An 18,628-nucleotide genomic window follows, 5' to 3' on the forward strand; every position below is an offset into this window, starting at 1 on the left:
TCAGCGCCATGCTGCGTGAACATTGCCGCGGCCCTATACCCAAAGACGACGCGCTCTTCACCCCTCGCACCGGCAGGATGGCCGCAGACCCTCACGGGAGCAAGGCATGCGGCGGGGTTGGAAAATAGTGGCATGGATCATCGGCGTCTGCCTGGCGCTGATCGTGGTGTTGTTGATCGTGATCGCCACGTTCGACTGGAATCGTCTCAAGCCCACCATCAATGCGCGTGCCAGCGAAACCTTGGGGCGGCCGTTCGCCATCAATGGCGATCTGAGCGTGCGCTGGCGACGCGAAGAGCGCGCCAGCGGCATCGAAGGCTGGGTGCCGTGGCCGGAGTTCATCGCGCAGAACATCAGCATCGGCAATCCCGACTGGACCGAGCAACCGCATTTTGCACAGCTCGATGCCTTGCGCTTCCGCATTTCGCCGCTGCCGCTGATCGTGCATCGGGTGGAAATCCCGGTGCTCTATCTCACCCAGCCCGCCATCGACCTGGAGCGCAATGCGCAAGGGCAGGCGAACTGGGAGTTTGCGTTCACCAACAACACCACGCCCTCGGCATGGAAACTCGATCTGCATGCGATCGGTTTTGACCGCGGTCATATCATGCTGAACGATGCGATCAACAAGGCCGATCTGCAGATCACCATGGAGGCCTTGCAGCGCGCCATCCCCTATGGCGACATCGTCTCGCAGCAATCGGCCGATGCACGCGAGCAGGCCAGCAAGACCGTCGGCGCCAATGCGAAGACCACGCTTGAGAAGGATGCGGGCACACAGGAAAACCAACCGGGCCACACCAGCGCCACCTACCAGTTTGCGTTCCAGGCCCAGGGCAAATACCAGGGCGCCGCGGTCGACGGCAACGGCAAGACCGGCGGCGTGCTCGCGCTGCAGGAGACCGACCAGCCGTTCCCGCTGCAGGCCGACATGCATGTGGGAGATACGCATATCGCCATGGTGGGCACGCTCACCGACCCGCTGCACCTGGCCGCGCTCAATATCCGCCTGTGGTTCTCCGGCAGCAGCATGGCCAAGCTGTATCCGCTGATTGGCGTCACCCTGCCCGACACGCCGCCGTATGCGACCGAAGGCCATCTGCGCGCGACCCTGAAAAAGGGCGCCAGTCATTTCTCCTACGATCATTTCCGCGGGCGGGTGGGCGGCAGCGATCTGGCCGGCGATCTCGCCTTCGACACCGGCAGTGCACGTCCGACATTGACCGGCACGGTGAAGTCGCAGCTGCTGCGCTTCTCTGACCTTGCTCCTTTGATCGGCGCGGACTCCAACGCAGAGAAAGATCAACGCGGCGACGCCACACCGCAACCTAGCGACAAGGTGTTGCCCGTCGAGCCGTTCCGCACCGATCGTTGGCGCGCGATGGATGCGGATGTCACGTTCAGCGCGGCCAAGATCGTGCGCGATACGGCGCTGCCGATCGATGCGCTGCAGACCCACATCGTGATGACTAACGGCGTGCTGACGCTCAGTCCACTGAGCTTCGATTTCGCCAGCGGCAAGATCGACAGCAACCTGCGCCTCGACGGCAGCACCAGCCCGATGAAGGGCGACATCAAGCTCAAGGCGCGGCACCTCAAGCTCAAGGAACTGTTCCCCAAGTTCGCGCCGATGCAGACCAGCTTTGGCGAGATCAATGGCGACGCGGCGCTCAATGCGCGCGGCAACTCGGTGAGCGAACTGATGGGCACCTCCACCGGCGAGCTGAAGCTGCTGATGAACGACGGCGCCATCAGCAAGGCGTTGCTGGAAACGGCCGGCCTCAATGTGGCGAACATCGTGATCGTCAAGCTGTTCGGCGACAAGACGGTGAAGATCAATTGCGCGGCATCGGATCTGTCGGCCACCAACGGCTTGTACCAGACCCAGCTGTTCGTGTTCGACACGGAAGACGCCACCATCCGCGTGAATGGCACGGTCAACTTCGCCAACGAAAAGCTCGACCTCGACGTGCGGCCCGAATCGAAGGGCGTGCGCATCCTCTCCCTGCGCTCGCCCCTTTACGTGAAGGGCACGCTCAAGGATCCCGATGTCGGCGTGCAGCCGGGGCCGCTGATCCTGCGTGGCGGCGGCGCCGTGGCGCTGGCCGTGTTCGCCGCACCGGTCGCCGCGCTGCTGCCGCTGGTCGCCACCAGCAAGGGCGAGCAGGACAATACCTGCGCCACCGTGCTCGAGCAGATGCGCGGCGCATCCAAGGCGCGCACCGCACCGCTGCCGGACAAGGCCAAGGCCGCCGCCACGCACCAATGATCGCGCCGCAAGGCTAGAATGCCGGACTCCCTCTTCGTCGACATTCGTGCATGCAACCGGTCAACAAGGCCCGCTGGCAGATCCATTTCTGCGTGCTGCTCTGGGGCTTCACCGCCATCCTGGGCAAGCTGATCACCCTGCCGGCCATGCAACTGGTGTGGTGGCGCATGCTGCTGGTGTCGGGCGCACTGTTGCTGGTGCCACGGGTATGGCGTGGCTTGATGGCCATGCCGGCGAGACTGCGCTGGGCTTATGCCGGTATCGGCGTGCTGGTGTCTCTGCACTGGCTGACCTTCTACGCCGCCATCAAGCTTGCCAATGCCTCGGTCGGCGCCACCTGCATCGCGCTGGGGCCGGTCTTTCTTTCGCTGGTGGAACCCTGGATCGCCCGCCGCAAGTTCGACCCGCGTGAGCTGTTGATCGGCGTCGCCGTGGTCCCCGGCGTGGCGATGGTCGTGGGCGGCGTGCCGATGGGCATGCGCATGGGCATCGTCGTGGGCGCACTCTCCGCACTGCTGGTGGCGCTGTTCAGCGCCTTCAACAAACGCATGGTGGAACACGGCGACCCGCTCACCGTTACCTGCATCGAGCTGGGCACCGGCACGTTATTCCTTACGTTGCTGGCTCCGCTGCTACCGCACTCCGGGCCTGCGTTTGTATGGCCCAGCCTGCACGACGCCACCCTGCTCACCGTGCTCTCGTTCGGCTGCACGTTGCTGCCGTTCGCCCTGGCACTGGTGGCCTTGCGCCATATGAGCGCTTTCGGCACGCAGATGGTGACCAACCTGGAGCCGGTCTACGCCATCGTATTGGCGATCCTTCTGCTGGGTGAACAACGCCAACTGGATGGCTGGTTCTATGTCGGCGTCGCGGTGATCCTGGCTGCCGTATTCGTTCACCCGCTGTTGACGCGCAAACAGACGGCGACCACCCAGCCGGAACTGCTGGGCACGGCCGAAAGCCACAATGTGGTTGAATAGGCCGCCGTCGCTACGGTGACTTACGCCACCGGGTGAACGTGCACGACGCCCAGCGTCGATCACGGCTGCGGGGAGGTGCTTGCGATGACGCGGGTCAGATTCCCTAGAATCGTACGGCGCGAGTGGTTCCTGGCCATCAGTGCGGCCACCGCCCTCGCCTTCCTGCTCTTTGGTCCGCGACTGCTGGACGGGCTCGATCATCCGCTGTGGCTCGCCGTCATTTTTGGATGGCTGTTCACCGTGATCCTGGGTTCCGCCCTGGCCGTGGTGCGACACGCGGAACACCTGGGCGAACAGCTGGGCGAACCCTATGGCACCTTGGTGCTGACGCTGTCGATCACCACCATCGAAGTGATCAGCATCACCGCCATCATGCTGCACGGGGCGAACAACCCCACGCTCGCGCGCGACACCTTGTTCGCCGTCACCATGATCGTGCTCAACGGCATGGTCGGCCTGTCGCTGCTGGTCGGTGGCTGGCGGCATCGCGAGCAGCAGTACAACCTGCAGGGCGCGAACGCCTACCTGGCCGTCGTCATTCCATTGGGCATCCTGGCGCTCGTGATGCCCAACTACACCATCGACCCGCACAAGACGCTCACCTTGGCACAAGAGGTCTTCCTCGCGGTGATCTGCGCCGGGTTGTACATCGCGTTCATCGGCCTGCAGACCCGTCGCCACCGTGCCTATTTCGCGGCCGTGGAGGACGACGACGAAAGCCCTTCTGAGATGCAAGGAGGCGCGACACGCACCACCTTTCACGCGCTGCTCTTGCTGGCCTATATGGTTCCCGTGGTGTATCTGGCGGAAAAGCTCGCCCACCCGATCGATTACGTCGTGGAAACGCTGGGCAAACCGGCGGCGCTGGCCGGACTGGTAATGGCCGTGCTGGTCGCCACGCCGGAAGGCATCGGCGCCGTGCGTGCCGCGCGCGGCAACCATATGCAGCGCTCGGTAAACATCTTCCTGGGCTCGGTACTGTCGACCATCGGCCTCACCATTCCGGCCATCCTCGTCATCAGCCAGCTCACCGCGCATCCCATCGAGCTTGGCCTGCAGCACACCGACCTGGTGTTGTTCCTGCTCACGCTGACGGTGAGCCTGGTGACGTTTTCCAGCGGTCACACCAACGTGCTGCAAGGCGCCGTGCACCTGATCCTGTTCGTGGCCTATCTGTTCTACATGTTCCAGGTCTGAGCCCATCAGCCCGAAGCAGCGAGCGTCGCGCGCAGGTGGTCGATGAAGGCGCGCACCTTAGCCGGCGGCTGGCGTCCGGGATACACCGCGTAGATGCCACACACCGGCAAGCTGTATTGCGCCATCAGCACGACCAGCCGGCCCTGGCGGATATCTTCCGTGACCAGATAATCCGGCAGCACGCTGACGCCCGCACCATGGCATACCAGCGCATGTGCGGTCGTCACATTGTTCGCTTGCACGCGCTGGCGCATGCGCACGGTGCGTCGTGTGCCGTCGGGCGCGGTGAACGTCCATCGCAGCGGCGTGGCCAGCAGGGTGAGCGCGACCCAGTCGTGCGATGCGAGATCGGTGATCACACGCGGCTGCCCGCAGCGCGCGAGATACTCAGGCGCAGCGACCATCAACTGGCGAAACGTGCTCAGGCGGGTGGAACGCAGATTGGAATCGCGCAACCAGCCCATGCGGATGGCCAGGTCGAAACGCTCGGCGATCAGGTCGCTCATGTGATCGTTGAGCACCAGATCCGCCTGCAACGACGGATGCTCGCGCAGGAATTGCGCCAGCGCCGGCGCGACCACGGCCGTGCCGTAATCGCCGGTGGCAGTGAGCCTCAGCGTGCCGCTGGGTTGCTCCTGACTGCGCCCGACCTGGGCGATCGCGGCCTGGGCCTCGGCAAGAATGCTCAAACAGGCGGCGTGAAACGTGCTGCCGGCCTCGGTCAAGGTCATGCGCCGCGTGCTGCGCGACAACAGCGTTACGCCCAGCTCGCTCTCCAGACGCGCAATGTGCTGGCTCACCATGGCCTTGGTCATGCCGAGCACGTCGGCTGCCGCGGTGAATGAGCCCGCGCGCACCAGCGCGGTGAACACGGACAAGCGATTGAGATTGACCTCGGCCATGCCATCCTCCGTACTGTCAACTTAAACTTTACAGTGAATTCTCCTTTGATGCGTTTATCTGGATCTGTCGCGGGCGCATGCTGGGCCTTGTTGGTGGCGCTGGCAGTTTTTTCACGGCAGCCCCGTCATCGTCCCCCGCACTCCCCTATCCCCGCTGGAGAGCACTACCCATGAAGATCGCCTTGTTCGGCGCTACCGGCCATGTCGGCCACGCCATCCTCGACGAAGCGCTTGCACGCGGTGCCGATGTCACCGCCATCGTGCGTGATCCGTCGCGCCTGACTGCCAGGGACGACCGCGTCGACGTCGTCACCGGTGATATCGCCGATCCGGAAAGCTGGCTGGACGCGGTACGTGGTTCCGACGTTCTCGTCGTGAGCATCTCGGCCCGTCGCGATGGCTCCAACGACGCGGTGCCTGCCATCGCCGCGACAGTGCTCGACTACCTGCCCAAGGCGGGCGTGAAGCGCCTGGTATGGGTGGGCGGCGCTGCGTCGCTGGAAACCTCGCCTGGCGTGCGCGTGATCGATGACCCGCACTTTCCCGCGGCATGGAAGGACGAAGCCCAAGGCCAGATCAAGGCGCTGGAAGTCTTTCGTCACGACAAGAATGCGGTGGAATGGACGTATATCAGTCCCTCTGCGCTGCTTGAAGACGGCCCGCGCACCGGCAAGTATCGCGTCGGCAGCGACCAGTTGCTGGTGGACGCCAACGGCAAGAGCCATATCAGCGTGCCGGACTATGCGGTGGCGTTGTTGGACCGCGTCGAGAAGAACGATGCGCGCCGGCAGCGGATCACGGTGGGCTACTGAAGCTGCGGGCCTGCGATCATTACGGGAGGCGCGGGATGCCGACGAATGCCGGCATCCCGCTGCTCACCTTCAAAACCACAAGCGCACACCTGCCACCCACGTTGTCTCGCGCGCTTGCACGGGTGGCAAGCCGGGCTCGCTTTGAATATCGCCGAACCGTCGCGCCCAATCCACGCCGATATACGGCGCAAACTTGCGACTGACTTCATAGCGCAGACGCAGACCCGCCTCGACTTCGGAAAGGCCGGATGAGATGCCGCGCTGCGGATCGTCCTTGCCGTAGAGATTGACCTCCAGCTTTGGCGTCAGGATCAGCTTCTGCGTGAAGCGCAGGTCGTAGCTGGTCTCCACGCGCAGCGCGGTACGCCCCTGTTCGCCCACGTAGAACGTGGCCTGCGTTTCGAACCAATACGGCGCCAGGCCTTCCACGCCCATCGCCAGCCATGTGCGATTCGGACCCTGGCCGAAATCCTGGCGCACGCCCAGCTGCCCGTCCCAGAAGCTGGTCCAAGCATGACTCCAGAGCGCTTCGATGCGAGCATCCTGCGTGCCGTCGCTGCCACGCTCGCCTTCGGTCTTCAGCCACAGGCGGTTGATGGGGTTGCCATACCAGCCTTCGGCTTCCCAGTTGGTCGCGTAGTCACCGGAGGTGCTGCGACTGCGCTCGAGCCGGTCGACCAGCAGCATGCCGATCGATTCGTTGTCGTCCATCTGCATCATCGCGTTCATCTGCGAGGGCGACATGTCATGCAGCACGTATTGCGGTGGCGGCGGCGCCATGTGGCCGTTGGCCGGCAACACCTTGGCCTCATCCATATTCGCCATGTCATGGCTGCCGTGCTGCCTGTCGTCATGCTGCGACGGTGTTTGCTGGTTCGCGTGTGATGGCGCCGCGCCGCCTTGAGGCATCGGCATGGCCATGCCCGGCATGTCCTGCATGTCCATGCTCTGCGCCTGCAGGCTCATCGGCAGTGCGCCAAGGCACGCCATGATCCATCGCCTGGATGCGCGGCTCATGCCACCACCACTTCGCGGAACATGCCCGCTTCCATGTGGTACAGCAGATGGCAGTGATAGGCCCAGCGGCCCAGGGCATCCGCATTCACGCGATAGGCGATGCGCTGCGCCGGCTGCACCATCACCGTGTGCTTGCGCACCTGGAAATTGCCGTCCGGCGATTCGATTTCGCTCCACATGCCATGCAGGTGGATGGGGTGCGTCATCATCGTGTCGTTCACCAGCACGATGCGCACCTGCTCGCCGTAGTGCAACCGCAACGGCTCGGCACCGGAATAGCGCTTGCCGTCGAACGACCACAGGTAACGCTCCATATTGCCGGTCAGACGCAGCGTCATCTCGCGATCGACCCGCGGAGCAATGGGCGCATCGACGGCGTGCAGATCAGCGTACGTGAGCACTCGGCGCCCGTTGTCGCGCAGGCCCACGCCCGGGTCGTCGAGATTGCTGCGTGGTGTGGTCACGCGCGCATCCACCTCGGGTCCCGTCTTCAACGGCGCGGCTCCCTCGTGACCATGCGACATCGCCATCCCCGGCATGCCGCCCATGTCCATGCCGGGCATGTCGTGTCCCATCGCGCCGTGATCCATCGTGCCCATCATGTCGCCCATGGCGAGCAAGGGACGGGCGTCGAGCGAAGGCACTTCAGTCGTCATCCCTGCACGCGGTGCCAGCGTGGCGCGTGCATAGCCGGTACGGTCCATGCTCTGCGCAAAAATCGTCCACGCACGATCGGCCGACGGCTGCACGATCACGTCATAGGTCTCGGCAGTGCCGACGCGAAATTCGTCCACGCTCACCGGCTCGATGGCCTGACCGTCCGCAGCGACCACGGTCATGCTCAAGCCGGGTATGCGCACGTCGAAAAACGTCATCGACGAACCGTTGATGAAACGCAACCGCACTTTCTCGCCTGCATCGAACAGACCGGTCCAGTTGCCTGCCGGCGTGCAACCGTTCGTCAGATACGTATAGGCGACGGAAGAAACGTCAGCCAGATCGCTGGGATCCATCCTCATCTGGTTCCACATGCGGCGTTCGTCCAGGGCCTTGGCGATGCCTGCGCCATTGGCGTCGTGGATGAAGTCGCCCAGAGTGCGCTTGCCGATGTTGTAGTAGTCGCTTTGCTTCTTGAGGTTCGCGTAAATCGTTTCCGGATCGAGATCGGTCCAGTCGTTGAGCATCACCACGTAGTCGCGGTCTGCACGATGGCGCTCGCCCTCGCGTGGCTCGACCACGATCGGACCGTACAGACCCGTCTGCTCCTGAAAGCGCGAATGGCTGTGGTACCAGTACGTACCCGACTGGTTCACCGTGAACCGATAGGTGTACTCGCCCCCGGCGGGAATCCCGTCGAAACTCAGCCCCGGCACGCCGTCCATATCCGCCGGCAACACGATGCCATGCCAGTGGATGGAACTGCTGACCTTCAGGCGATTGCGCACGCGCAGCGTCACCGTCTCGCCCTGCCGCCAGCGCAACAGTGGCGCCGGCAGCTGACCGTTCACCACCGTGGCAATGCGCTTGCGGCCGGTGAAGTCCACCGGCAGCTCATCGATATCCAGTTCGAAATGGTTGCCACGCAACTCCGCCCGCGGCGCTGCCACCTGCGCCATCGCATTGCCGCGCCAAAGGCCCAGCCCGGCAGCGACGCCGCCCAGCGCCAGACCTTGTACAAACCGCCGGCGCGGCAGTTGAAAACCGCGCGGTTCCTGCTTGTTCATTGCATTGCTCCGTGCCGCGCGCCCGCATGCAGGCGCATCGAATCGGCCGACGCGTGCCGGCCCGTTGCCTTCAACGGAGAATCAGGCGACCGGTGGCCGCAGCGGTGGTTCGTAGACGGGTTGCGGCGCAGCCTCGCGATGCGACTGCCGCGGCGAACCATCGGCCCGCACATGCAGTACGTGCGGCACCATCGACAGCGGCACACTCGCGGGAGCGTGGCTGCAGCAGCTATCGGACATCACGTTCGAGGGATGCGCCGGCGCGTGATCCGGCGACGCGTGCTGCATGGTCATCATGCCCATGGCCGCCGTCGACGGACAGCAATCGTCATGCCGCGGCATCGCCCAGGCCACGCTGGACAGCGCCAGCCACGCGCACATCACCAGCACCAGCAAGGTGCGGCAGCGGCGGAGGTGGCGGAGCAAAAGGCGAGGCATGGGGTGGAGGATAGCGATGCGATGGGTGGCGGCTCAACTCTGGAGGTGGGTCTTGTTGGGTTTGGGGGGCGATTGGGGTCCTCCATGGCACCGAATAGCGGGTTCCCGATTTCTGCCTCGCATCGACTTTAGCCGCCGCTCCCTGTCGCGCCCGCCTGTCTGTGGGAGCGCACCCTGTGCGCGACAGCCACGCAGGGGTGTACCGCTCTGTAGGTTTGTCGCGCACAGGGTGCGCTCCCACAGAAGAGCCGACCGGCAAGATTGATCCACCATCCACAGGCCAGCGCGATCCCTTGTAGGAGCGCACTTGTGCGCGACCGCGGCGCTCGGATGTACCGCTCCGTCGGTTGGTCGCGCACAAGTGCGCTCCTACAAAAGACCTGCCCGGCCCAGTAGCGCCTGGCGTTGTTCGGCTCTTGATCCGGCTCTTCGCTCCCGGAGTCCCCGTATGACGCGGCGGGCGGGTGGAGGAAAGCCCGAAGGGTGGCCGCATGGATGCGGCCAGTTTTTCGACAGGACAGGGATGTCCTGTCGAAAAACCCCGTAACCCGCACGCGCACCTGGAGGGCCGAAGGCCCGGAAGGCGCGTCATCCGGGGTGCCGTTTCTTTTGGTTACTTTTCTTTGGGCAAGCAAAGAAAAGTAACTCGGGCCGCGGCAGCGGCACGGAAGCCCGCGGCAGGCGAACCAGATCGCGGCATCGCGACAATCAAAGACCGCCGCTACTGGATGACCAGCCATCCGGCTGTTGAAGAGCGCTTCCGGCCCTCGCCCCCTCTTGTGGGGTGCGCCGGGATGACGAGCAAGAACTACGCACCGTCTCTGTTTCACGATGAGTCTAGATTGGCCCCTCACCCCAACCCTCTCCCCGGCGGGGAGGGAGTAAAGGCGCGCCCCACCACCCCCTATACTGTCCCTCCGCCCGGCGCCCCCTCCTCCCCATGAACTACCGCCACGCCTACCACGCCGGCAACTTCGCCGATGTCCTCAAACACAGCGTCCTTTTCGCGCTGATCGAAGCCATGCAGGCGAAGCCGACCCCGTTCGCCTTCATCGATACGCACGCCGGCAGCGGCTGCTATGCGCTGGACAGCACCGAGGCGGGCAAAACGGGCGAATACAAAGACGGCATCTCGCGCCTGCTGTTTCCGGACCTGTCTCCAAACAACGGCAAGGCCCAGGCGCTGCCGCCGCTGCTGCGCCGCTGGCTCGATGCCATCCTGCGCCTGCCGGGCAACGATCACGGCCTGAAGCTCTACCCAGGCTCGCCGCTGCAAGTCGCCAACGCGATGCGCGACATCGACAGCGCCCAGCTATGCGAACTGCATCCGGAGGAAGCCACGCGCCTGCGCGACCTTTTCCATCGCGACCACCGCGTGCACGTGCATCAGCGCAACGGCTATGAAGCACTCAAGGCCCTGCTGCCGCCCAAGGAAAAACGCGGCCTGGTGCTGATCGACCCGCCTTATGAAGCGCAGGACAGCGAGTATCGCGTGATCGAGAAGGCGCTCAAGGCAGCGCTGGAACGCTGGCCCACCGGCGTGTATGCGGTGTGGTATCCGATCAAGCTGCGCAGCCAGGTGCAGCCCTTCCATCGCTGGTTGCAGCACTGCGGCGCGCGGCGCGTGCTGCGCGCGGAGCTGATGGTGCATCCGGACGATTCGCCGCTGCGACTCAACGGCTCGGGCATGGTGATCCTCAACGCCCCGTGGAAGCTGGACGACGCCCTGCGCGATTCGCTGCGCGCCATGGCGCCCATGTTGTCGCAGGAACGGCCTGCCCAATGGCGGCTCGACTGGCTGGCGCAGGACAGCGCCAGCTGAATGCCTGATCCGGTTTCCACTTGCCGTATACCTTCCGCGCGACGAGCCCGTTAAGCTCAAACCAACTCACGCGGAATACGGCCATGACCCACGCCTCCAGCACCCTCCTGCGCAGTGCCGCCGCCCTCGCCATGCTGACGCTCGCGGCTTGCGCGCCGGCGCCCATCTACAAGCCGTCGGCCAACACCGTGGTCACGACGCCGAACAACGTGGCGCAGTCACCGGACCGCTATGCCAATGCCGACGTGATCTGGGGCGGCACCGTGGTCGAAGTGCGCAACTTCCCCGACCGCAGCGAAGTGGAAGTGGTGGGTTATCCGCTGGACAGCTCGCAGCGTCCCAAGCTGGACAACAACGGCGGCTGGGGTCGTTTCGTCGCGGTGATGCCGGGCTTCGTGGAGCCATTCAACTATCCGACCGGCTCGCTGATCACACTGGCCGGCCGTATCACCGGCACGCGCCCAGGCAATGTGGGCCAGGCCAGCTACGTGTTCCCGACGGTCAGCGTGGCGCAGTCGCACGTCTGGACCGCCTCCGAAATGGAAGCCGGCAAGTCGAACGTGAGCTTCGGCATCGGTGTGGGCGGCGTCATACACTGACGCGACGCATAGCCGGCTAAACTCAGCGCCTTCGTCCAAAGGAAGGCACGATGTCCGGTCAGGCAAACTCACTCAGGGCGATCCTGCTCGCCCTCGGCGCCAATTTCGCCATCTTCATCAGCAAGCTCGTGGCCGCGTTCATCACCGGCTCGGGCGCCATGCTGGCCGAAGCGGTGCATTCGCTGGCCGACTGCGGCAACCAGGGCCTGTTGCTGCTGGGCATGCGCCAGGCCGACCGACCGCCTTCGGATGAATACCCGCTGGGCTGGGGCCGCGCCCTGTATTTCTGGTCGTTCCTGGTCGCCATCCTGCTATTCAGCGTGGGCGGCATGTTTTCCATCTACGAAGGCATCCACAAGCTCAACCATCCGGAGCCGCTGAAATGGGCGTGGCTGGCGATCGGCGTGCTGACGTTCGGCGTGGTCGCCGAATCCATTTCGATGCACGGCTGCCTCGTGGAAGTGAACAAGGCACGCGAAGGCCGCAGCCTGTGGCGCTGGTTCCGTGAAACCCGCTCGAGCGAGCTGCTGGTGATCTTCGGCGAGGATCTCGCCGCCTTGCTCGGCCTGACCATCGCGCTGGTCGCCGTGCTGGCCACCATGATCACCGGCAACCTGCTCTACGACGCCGCCGGCACCGTCGCCATTGGCGCGCTACTGATGCTGGTGGCCGTGGTGATCGCCAACAAAGTGAAGGATCTGCTGATCGGCCAGGGCGTGGAGCCCAGGCGACGCGAGGAGCTGGTGGCCTTCATCAATGCGCGCCCTGAAGTGGACGTCGTGCTCAACCTGCTCACCCTGCAGATGGGCCCGGACGTGATGGTCGCCGTGAAGGCGCGCATGTCGCCGGCGCCGGATCAGTCGGCGTTGATCGAAGCGATCAACAACGTCGAGCGTGCGATGAAAGAGCAGTTCCCTGATATCCGCTGGAGCTTCTTCGAGCCCGACGTCGCCGATTGAATGCGGCATACCTTGTAGGAGCGCACTTGTGCGCGACCGCCACCTCCAGGGCCTTCGCTCCGTGAGGCTGTCGCGCACAAGTGCGCTCCTACAATGGCTTGGCTATTTGAGCTGCAACAAATCCCACTTGTTGCCATACAGATCCTGGAACACCACCACGGTGCCATAGGCCTCTTCGCGCGGCGTTTCGCAGAACACAGCCCCCGCCGCTTCCATGCGCCGATAGTCGCGCCAGAAGTCGTCGGTATGCAGCAACAGAAACACGCGACCGCCGGCCTGATCACCCACGCGTGCGGATTGCTCCGGTGACGTCGCCTTCGCCAACAACACACGCGTTTCCGTGGCACCCGGCGGCGCCACCACGACCCAGCGCTTGCCGCCGCCCATATCGGTGTCGTCAATCAGCGTGAAGCCGAGTACGCGCGTGTACCAGTGGATCGCTTCGTCGTAGTCCGCCACGACGAGGGCGATGCTGCCGATGTATTGCTTCACTTCTTGTGTTCCTTTGATGGCGGCCACTCGCCCAACTCGGCCTGCAGTTTTTTGGTCAGCTTGGCGCGGATCAGCCCGTAAGCCGTGCCGATCAGCTCCGACAGTTCCGCGGTGCTGAAACGCTTGGGCTCCACCACCGAAATCCAGCGGGCGCGGGCCAGATAAGGGGCGGCGATCATACCCGGCTGGTCGCTGAGTTCCAGGAAGCGCTCGTCCTCCACCTTGAAGGAGATCCGTCCGCCGTCGGTGGGCATGACCGCAAACATCTTGCCGCCCACGCTGAACACCAGGTCCGCGCCCCATTTGATGTCCCGGGTCACGCCGGGCCAGCCCCCGCAGAGCTTCTCCAGTTGTGCCGGGGTGATGCCTTTGGACGCAGTCGCCATGGATTTCACTCTCTCTCAACGCCGTCACAGGCGTGCTGGCGCATTCTGCCCGGGTCCGGCCCGCTCTCGCAGAATTTCGCGTGCGCTCAGCCATGCGGTGCGACATAGAGTCACCAAGAAGCGCTGCCTTGAAGGCCTTTTGTTCATGTTGCACTGCACACAGTACGGTAAAGTATGGGCATGACTCCCGCCATCGACTACTACTCCAACAGCCGCGCCCTGGTGCCCCTGCGCAGCCCCGAGCGTTTTGCACGCCCGCGCCTGGTGGAGCCGCCCAAGGCGAAAGGCGAGCGGGTGCAGACCCATGATGGTCGCGAGCTGTTCCTGCGCGGTATTGAGCCGGGCGATATGGCCGCCCTCAAGCGCCAGTTCTCGCGCCTGTCGCCGGAAGACATCCGCCGCCGCTTCCTGCACTCGATGGGCGAGCTGCCCGATTCGATGGCCCTGCGCCTGACGAATATCGATCCCGAGCTGGAAACGGCCTTCGTGCTGATGGACGAAACGGTGCAGCCGGCCGAGCTGCGCGGCGTCGGCCGCATCTTTGTGGACGAGTCCGCCAACAGTGCCGAGTTCTCGGTGCTGGTCGAGCATGACTGGGCCCGCCAGGGCCTGGGCGCCCTGCTGATGCAGCGCCTGGTCGACGATTGCCGCAAGCGCGGCCTGAGCGAGATCTGGGGCTATGTGCTGCTGGAAAATCGCCCCATGCTGCAGCTGTGCAAGGAACTGGGCTTCGTGCGCCGCCTGACGCCGGACGAACCCGGCACCGCGCAGATCTCGCTGCAGCTCTGAGGCGCCAGCCGCCCGGGCTTGTCGCGCACCCGGCGCGTGCCCATATAGAGAAGTCCATCCGCCCCGGCTCGTCCGGGGCGGTCGCGTTACACTTGCGCGCTTTCCGGTGTGGCTGGGGATGCTCTGATCAAATGCGCATGGGCGGCATGACTCCATGCGCATTTGATCGGCATCCCTGGCCGCCACGCCTCTGATTGTCGGGTTCGCATGACCAAGTCGATTCCCCACCCTTCCCTGCCCACCAGCCCCAAGCAGCGCCGTTTCTGGACGTCGCCGCACGGCTCCTCGCGCGCCCTGCTGGTCGCCGAAGCCGCGCGCACGCACCAGGGCCTGCTGGTCGCCGTTACGCGCGACACCCAGCGGGCGAGCGCGCTGGAGGACGAGCTGCGCGTGTTTGCGGGCAACCTGCCGGTGCTGCATTTCCCGGACTGGGAAACACTGCCCTACGACGTCTTCAGCCCGCACCCGGACATCGTCTCCCAACGCATCGCCACGCTTTACCAGCTGCCTACCGTGCAGCGCGGCGTGCTGGTGGTGCCGATCGCCACGCTGATGCAGCGCATCGCGCCGCGCAGTCACATCACCGGCGCAGGCCTGGTGATGAAGAAGAGCCAGAAACTGGATCTGGCCGCCGAACAGCGCCGACTGGAAGCAGCCGGCTACCGCAACGTGCCGCAAGTGGCCGAGCCAGGTGATTTTGCCGTACGCGGTGCGCTGATCGACATCTTCCCGATGGGTTCGGCCCAGCCCTACCGCATCGAGCTGTTCGACGACGAAGTGGAATCGATCCGCAGCTTCGATCCGGAAACCCAGCGCTCGCAACAGCAGGTCGACCACATCGAACTGCTGCCGGCGCGCGAATTCCCGCTCACCGAAAACGCCGCCAAGGATTTCCGCACGCGCCTGCGCGAACGCTTCCCGATCGACGTGCGCCGCTGCCCGCTCTATCAGGACATGAAGGAAGGCGTGACGCCGGGCGGCATCGAATACTACCTGCCCATGTTCTTCGAGCAGACCGCGACCTTGTTCGACTATCTCGCCGACAACGCCGTGTTCCTGCTTGGCGAAGGCGCGCTCGAATCGGCCGAACAGTTCTGGACGCAGACCGGCGAGCGCTACGACCAGCGCGCACACGATATCGAACGTCCGGTGCTGCCGCCGGCTGAGTTGTACCTGCCGCCCGAACTGCTGCGCGAACAGCTCAACAAGCGCCTGCGCATCGAAGTGGTGGAAAGCGGCCACGAGCATGCCCTGCCCACCGGCACGCAGCCCGCGCCTGAGCTGCCGCTCAACCGCAAGGGTGAGGAGCCGGGCACGTCGCTGCGCCACTTCCTGTCCAATTATCCGGGACGCGTGCTGATCACCGCCGATTCGGCGGGCCGCCGCGAAGCGCTGATCGAACAACTGGCCGGCGCAGGTCTCAAGCCCGAGACACTCGATGGCTGGCCGGCGTTTCTGGGCAACGACAAGCTGCGTCTTGCCATCACCACGGCAGGACTGGAACAAGGCTTCGCGCTGAACGATCCGGCGCTCACCGTACTCACCGAACGCGAACTGTTCGGCGAGCGCGTGCGCACGGAGCGCAAGCGACGCCGCGGCGCGGCGCGCGATCCGGAAAGCATCATCCGCGATCTCACCGAGCTGACCATCGGCGCGCCCATTGTCCACGTCGATCACGGCGTGGGTCGCTACCAGGGCCTGGTCTCGATGGAACTGGGAGGCATGGACGGCGAGTTCCTCATCATCGAATACGCCAAGGGCGACAAGCTCTACGTGCCGGTGGCGCAGCTGGGTCTGGTCAGCCGCTATACCGGTACCGCGCCGGAACTGGCGCCGCTGCATTCGCTGGGCGGCGATGCGTGGGAACGTGCGCGCAGGAAAGCTGCAGAGAAAGTACGCGACGTGGCCGCCGAACTGCTCGGCATCTATGCGCAACGCGAAGCACGCGGCGGCGAATCGATGCCGATCGATCGACAGATGGTGGAAGAGTTCGGCGCCACCTTCCCGTTCGAAGAGACACCCGACCAACAGCAGGCGATCGACTCCGTGCTGCACGATCTGGCCGCGCCACGCGCGATGGATCGCGTGATCTGCGGCGACGTGGGTTTCGGCAAGACCGAGGTCGCACTGCGTGCCGCCTTTGCCGCCGCCACGGCCGGCCGCCAGGTCGCGGTGCTGGTGCCCACCACCCTGCTCGCCCAGCAGCACTACCGCAACTTCGCCGACCGTTTTGCCGACTGGCCGGTCAAGGTCGACGTGCTGTCGCGCTTCAAGTCGGGCAAGGAAGTCAACGACGCACTCAAGCGCCTCGCCGACGGACAGATCGACGTGATCGTGGGTACGCACAAGCTGCTCGCGCCGGAGATCAAGTTCAAGAATCTCGGCCTGGTCATCGTCGACGAAGAGCAGCGCTTTGGTGTGCGCCAGAAAGAACAGCTGAAGAAGCTGCGTGCCGAAGTCGACCTGCTCACCATGACGGCCACGCCGATCCCGCGCACGCTCAATATGGCGATGGCCGGCTTGCGCGACCTGTCGCTGATCGCCACGCCGCCGGCCCATCGCACGGCCGTGCGCACCTTTGTTGCGCAATGGGAACCGGCACTCGCGCGCGAAGCATTCCAGCGCGAACTGCAGCGCGGCGGCCAGGTGTACTTCCTGCACAACGAGGTCGACACCATCGAGCGCGCCGCGCGCGAAGTGCAGGAGCTGATCCCCGAGGCACGCATCGGCGTAGCCCACGGCCAGCTTCCCGAACGCGAACTCGAACGGGTGATGGCGGATTTCCACCGCCAGCGCTTCAACGTGCTGGTGTGCACCACCATCATCGAAACCGGCATCGACATCCCCACCGCCAACACCATCATCATCAACCGCGCCGACCGCTTCGGCCTCGCGCAGCTGCATCAGCTGCGCGGACGCGTGGGCCGCTCGCATCACCGCGCGTATGCCTACCTCGTGGTCCCCGATCGCAAGGCGATGACGGCCGATGCCGAGAAGCGCCTTGAAGCGATCGCTTCGCTGGAAGAACTGGGCGCGGGCTTCACGCTTGCCACGCACGACCTGGAAATCCGCGGTGCCGGTGAGTTGCTGGGCGACGAGCAGTCCGGCCAGATCCAGGAAATCGGTTTTGGTCTATACACCGAGCTGCTGGAACGCGCCGTGCGCGCACTGAAGTCCGGCAAGGTGCCCGACTTCGATCTCAGCAGCGAACACGAAACGGAAGTTGAACTGCACCTGCCGGCGCTGATTCCCGATGACTACCTGCCCGATGTACACACCCGCCTGACGCTCTACAAGCGCATCGCCAGCGCCCGCAACGACGACCACCTGCGCGACCTGCAAGTGGAAATGATCGACCGCTTCGGCCTGCTGCCCGACCCCGCCAAGCAACTGTTCGCCATCGCCCAACTCAAGCTGATGGCAACCCCGCTAGGCATCCGCAAACTCGACTTCGGCGCCAATGGCGGACGCATCGTTTTCCGCGACAAGCCGGAAGTCGACCCCATGGCCATCATTCGCCTGATCCAGGGGCTGCCGCGCGTTTACAAGCTCGATGGCCAGGACAAGCTGAAGGTAAACCTGGAGCTGCCGGGGGCGACAGAGCGCATTCGCTCGGCGCATGAGGTATTGGTGCAGCTGGGAGCGCGCAGGCCGAACTGAAAGCCCGCGCGCTTTTCTCGCGACCTTCGATGAGCGCAGCGCGGACAACTCGCGCTGGTCTGTGGGAGCGCACCCTGTGCGCGACAGCCATGCTGCGGTGTACCGCTCCGTAGGTTTGTCGCGCACAGGGTGCGCTCCCACAAAGAGCCGACCGCAACTCCAGGTCCACGCCCCACGGCGTGCGCGCTCCCTTGTAGGAGCGGACTTGTGCGCGACCGCGGAGCGTGGGTGTATCGCTCCGTAGGCTGGTCGCGCACAAGTGCGCTCCTACAAAAAGACACCCGGCAAGACAAGCGTTGTTTTTCTCTTGATCCGGCTTTTGGCTCTACCCCCGGGGTCCCCGTATGACGCGGCGGGCGGGTGGAGGAAAGCCCGCAGGGTGGCCGCATGGATGCGGCCAGTTTTTCGACAGGACAGGGATGTCCTGTCGAAAAACCCCGTAACCCGCACGCGCACCTGGAGGGCCAAAGGCCCGGAAGGCGCGTCATCCGGGGGGCCCTTCTCTTTGGTTACTTTCTCTTGGGCAAGCAAGAGAAAGTAACCCGGCCTCCGGCAGGAGGACGGAAGCCCGCGGCAGGCGAG

At 64.6% G+C, this 18,628-nt stretch carries 15 protein-coding genes; 9 read left to right on the forward strand and 6 right to left on the reverse strand.

What is annotated here, in order from left to right:
• The first annotated feature begins 106 nt into the window (after positions 1–106).
• The 3 genes from AB4Y82_RS01825 to AB4Y82_RS01835 all read left to right on the forward strand — a co-directional run bounded on the left by AB4Y82_RS01825 (position 107) and on the right by AB4Y82_RS01835 (position 4,446).
• The gene (locus AB4Y82_RS01825; RefSeq protein WP_441604525.1) at positions 107–2,269 is read left to right on the forward strand and encodes an AsmA family protein; all 2,163 of its coding nucleotides are present in this window, start codon (positions 107–109) and stop codon (positions 2,267–2,269) included.
• Positions 2,270–2,319: 50 nt separating this feature from the next.
• Positions 2,320–3,249, forward strand: a complete 930-nt coding sequence (locus AB4Y82_RS01830; RefSeq protein ID WP_441604524.1) for a DMT family transporter — start codon at positions 2,320–2,322, stop codon at positions 3,247–3,249.
• 84 nt (positions 3,250–3,333) lie between these two features.
• On the forward strand, positions 3,334–4,446 hold the full coding sequence (locus tag AB4Y82_RS01835) for a calcium:proton antiporter (protein WP_441604523.1): 1,113 nt from the start codon (positions 3,334–3,336) through the stop codon (positions 4,444–4,446).
• Positions 4,447–4,451: 5 nt separating this feature from the next.
• On the opposite strand, the gene AB4Y82_RS01840 is transcribed toward AB4Y82_RS01835, so the two are convergent.
• Complete coding sequence (locus AB4Y82_RS01840; protein ID WP_441604522.1) at positions 4,452–5,348, reverse strand: LysR family transcriptional regulator; 897 nt, start codon at positions 5,346–5,348, stop codon at positions 4,452–4,454.
• Positions 5,349–5,518: 170 nt separating this feature from the next.
• Here AB4Y82_RS01840 and AB4Y82_RS01845 point away from each other — a divergent pair, with 170 nt between their 5' ends.
• Positions 5,519–6,160, forward strand: a complete 642-nt coding sequence (locus tag AB4Y82_RS01845; RefSeq protein ID WP_441604521.1) for an NAD(P)-dependent oxidoreductase — start codon at positions 5,519–5,521, stop codon at positions 6,158–6,160.
• Between the two features lie 69 nt (positions 6,161–6,229).
• Here the strand turns inward: AB4Y82_RS01845 and AB4Y82_RS01850 are convergent, their stop codons facing one another.
• The 3 genes from AB4Y82_RS01850 to AB4Y82_RS01860 form a co-directional block, all read right to left on the reverse strand.
• Positions 6,230–7,177, reverse strand: coding sequence for a copper resistance protein B (locus tag AB4Y82_RS01850; RefSeq protein WP_441611091.1), 948 nt, complete (start codon positions 7,175–7,177; stop codon positions 6,230–6,232).
• A complete protein-coding gene (locus AB4Y82_RS01855; protein ID WP_441604519.1) occupies positions 7,174–8,901 on the reverse strand; it encodes a copper resistance system multicopper oxidase in 1,728 nt (575 codons plus the stop codon). The genes AB4Y82_RS01850 and AB4Y82_RS01855 overlap by 4 nt, the downstream gene beginning before the upstream one ends.
• Positions 8,902–8,982: 81 nt before the next feature.
• Positions 8,983–9,327 (reverse strand): hypothetical protein, encoded by a 345-nt coding sequence (locus AB4Y82_RS01860; RefSeq protein WP_441604518.1) that lies wholly within the window; start codon positions 9,325–9,327, stop codon positions 8,983–8,985.
• Between the two features lie 952 nt (positions 9,328–10,279).
• On the opposite strand from AB4Y82_RS01860, the gene AB4Y82_RS01865 reads away from it, so the two are divergent.
• From AB4Y82_RS01865 to AB4Y82_RS01875, 3 genes are all read left to right on the forward strand, one after another.
• Complete coding sequence (locus AB4Y82_RS01865) at positions 10,280–11,161, forward strand: 23S rRNA (adenine(2030)-N(6))-methyltransferase RlmJ (protein ID WP_441604166.1); 882 nt, start codon at positions 10,280–10,282, stop codon at positions 11,159–11,161.
• 83 nt (positions 11,162–11,244) lie between these two features.
• Complete coding sequence (locus tag AB4Y82_RS01870) at positions 11,245–11,760, forward strand: Slp family lipoprotein (RefSeq protein WP_441604167.1); 516 nt, start codon at positions 11,245–11,247, stop codon at positions 11,758–11,760.
• Positions 11,761–11,810: 50 nt separating this feature from the next.
• Positions 11,811–12,719: a cation diffusion facilitator family transporter gene (locus AB4Y82_RS01875; RefSeq protein ID WP_441604168.1), complete on the forward strand. Its 909-nt coding sequence runs from the start codon at positions 11,811–11,813 to the stop codon at positions 12,717–12,719.
• Positions 12,720–12,821: 102 nt separating this feature from the next.
• On the opposite strand, the gene AB4Y82_RS01880 is transcribed toward AB4Y82_RS01875, so the two are convergent.
• Positions 12,822–13,211, reverse strand: coding sequence for a VOC family protein (locus AB4Y82_RS01880; RefSeq protein WP_441604169.1), 390 nt, complete (start codon positions 13,209–13,211; stop codon positions 12,822–12,824).
• Positions 13,208–13,597, reverse strand: coding sequence for an MmcQ/YjbR family DNA-binding protein (locus tag AB4Y82_RS01885; RefSeq protein WP_441604170.1), 390 nt, complete (start codon positions 13,595–13,597; stop codon positions 13,208–13,210). Before AB4Y82_RS01885 ends, AB4Y82_RS01880 begins: the two co-directional genes overlap by 4 nt.
• A gap of 180 nt (positions 13,598–13,777) precedes the next feature.
• On the opposite strand from AB4Y82_RS01885, the gene AB4Y82_RS01890 reads away from it, so the two are divergent.
• Together AB4Y82_RS01890 and mfd are read left to right on the forward strand one after the other, a co-directional pair.
• On the forward strand, positions 13,778–14,386 hold the full coding sequence (locus tag AB4Y82_RS01890) for a GNAT family N-acetyltransferase (protein ID WP_441604171.1): 609 nt from the start codon (positions 13,778–13,780) through the stop codon (positions 14,384–14,386).
• A gap of 207 nt (positions 14,387–14,593) precedes the next feature.
• Positions 14,594–18,046: a transcription-repair coupling factor gene (mfd, locus tag AB4Y82_RS01895; protein ID WP_441604172.1), complete on the forward strand. Its 3,453-nt coding sequence runs from the start codon at positions 14,594–14,596 to the stop codon at positions 18,044–18,046.
• Positions 18,047–18,628: the final 582 nt, after the last annotated feature.

The sequence above is a fragment of the Dyella sp. 2YAF14 genome (genome assembly GCF_052114725.1).
Classification (GTDB): Bacteria; Pseudomonadota; Gammaproteobacteria; order Xanthomonadales; family Rhodanobacteraceae; genus Dyella.

Coding starts and splice junctions, on each gene's coding strand:
- AB4Y82_RS01850 (WP_441611091.1), bottom strand. CDS start 7,177: ATGAGCCGCGCATCCAGGCGATGGATCATGGCGTGCCTTGGCGCACTG.
- AB4Y82_RS01825 (WP_441604525.1), top strand. CDS start 107: ATGCGGCGGGGTTGGAAAATAGTGGCATGGATCATCGGCGTCTGCCTG.
- AB4Y82_RS01870 (WP_441604167.1), top strand. CDS start 11,245: ATGACCCACGCCTCCAGCACCCTCCTGCGCAGTGCCGCCGCCCTCGCC.
- mfd (WP_441604172.1), top strand. CDS start 14,594: ATGACCAAGTCGATTCCCCACCCTTCCCTGCCCACCAGCCCCAAGCAG.
- AB4Y82_RS01885 (WP_441604170.1), bottom strand. CDS start 13,597: ATGGCGACTGCGTCCAAAGGCATCACCCCGGCACAACTGGAGAAGCTC.
- AB4Y82_RS01830 (WP_441604524.1), top strand. CDS start 2,320: ATGCAACCGGTCAACAAGGCCCGCTGGCAGATCCATTTCTGCGTGCTG.
- AB4Y82_RS01865 (WP_441604166.1), top strand. CDS start 10,280: ATGAACTACCGCCACGCCTACCACGCCGGCAACTTCGCCGATGTCCTC.
- AB4Y82_RS01855 (WP_441604519.1), bottom strand. CDS start 8,901: ATGAACAAGCAGGAACCGCGCGGTTTTCAACTGCCGCGCCGGCGGTTT.
- AB4Y82_RS01875 (WP_441604168.1), top strand. CDS start 11,811: ATGTCCGGTCAGGCAAACTCACTCAGGGCGATCCTGCTCGCCCTCGGC.
- AB4Y82_RS01840 (WP_441604522.1), bottom strand. CDS start 5,348: ATGGCCGAGGTCAATCTCAATCGCTTGTCCGTGTTCACCGCGCTGGTG.
- AB4Y82_RS01890 (WP_441604171.1), top strand. CDS start 13,778: ATGACTCCCGCCATCGACTACTACTCCAACAGCCGCGCCCTGGTGCCC.
- AB4Y82_RS01845 (WP_441604521.1), top strand. CDS start 5,519: ATGAAGATCGCCTTGTTCGGCGCTACCGGCCATGTCGGCCACGCCATC.
- AB4Y82_RS01835 (WP_441604523.1), top strand. CDS start 3,334: ATGACGCGGGTCAGATTCCCTAGAATCGTACGGCGCGAGTGGTTCCTG.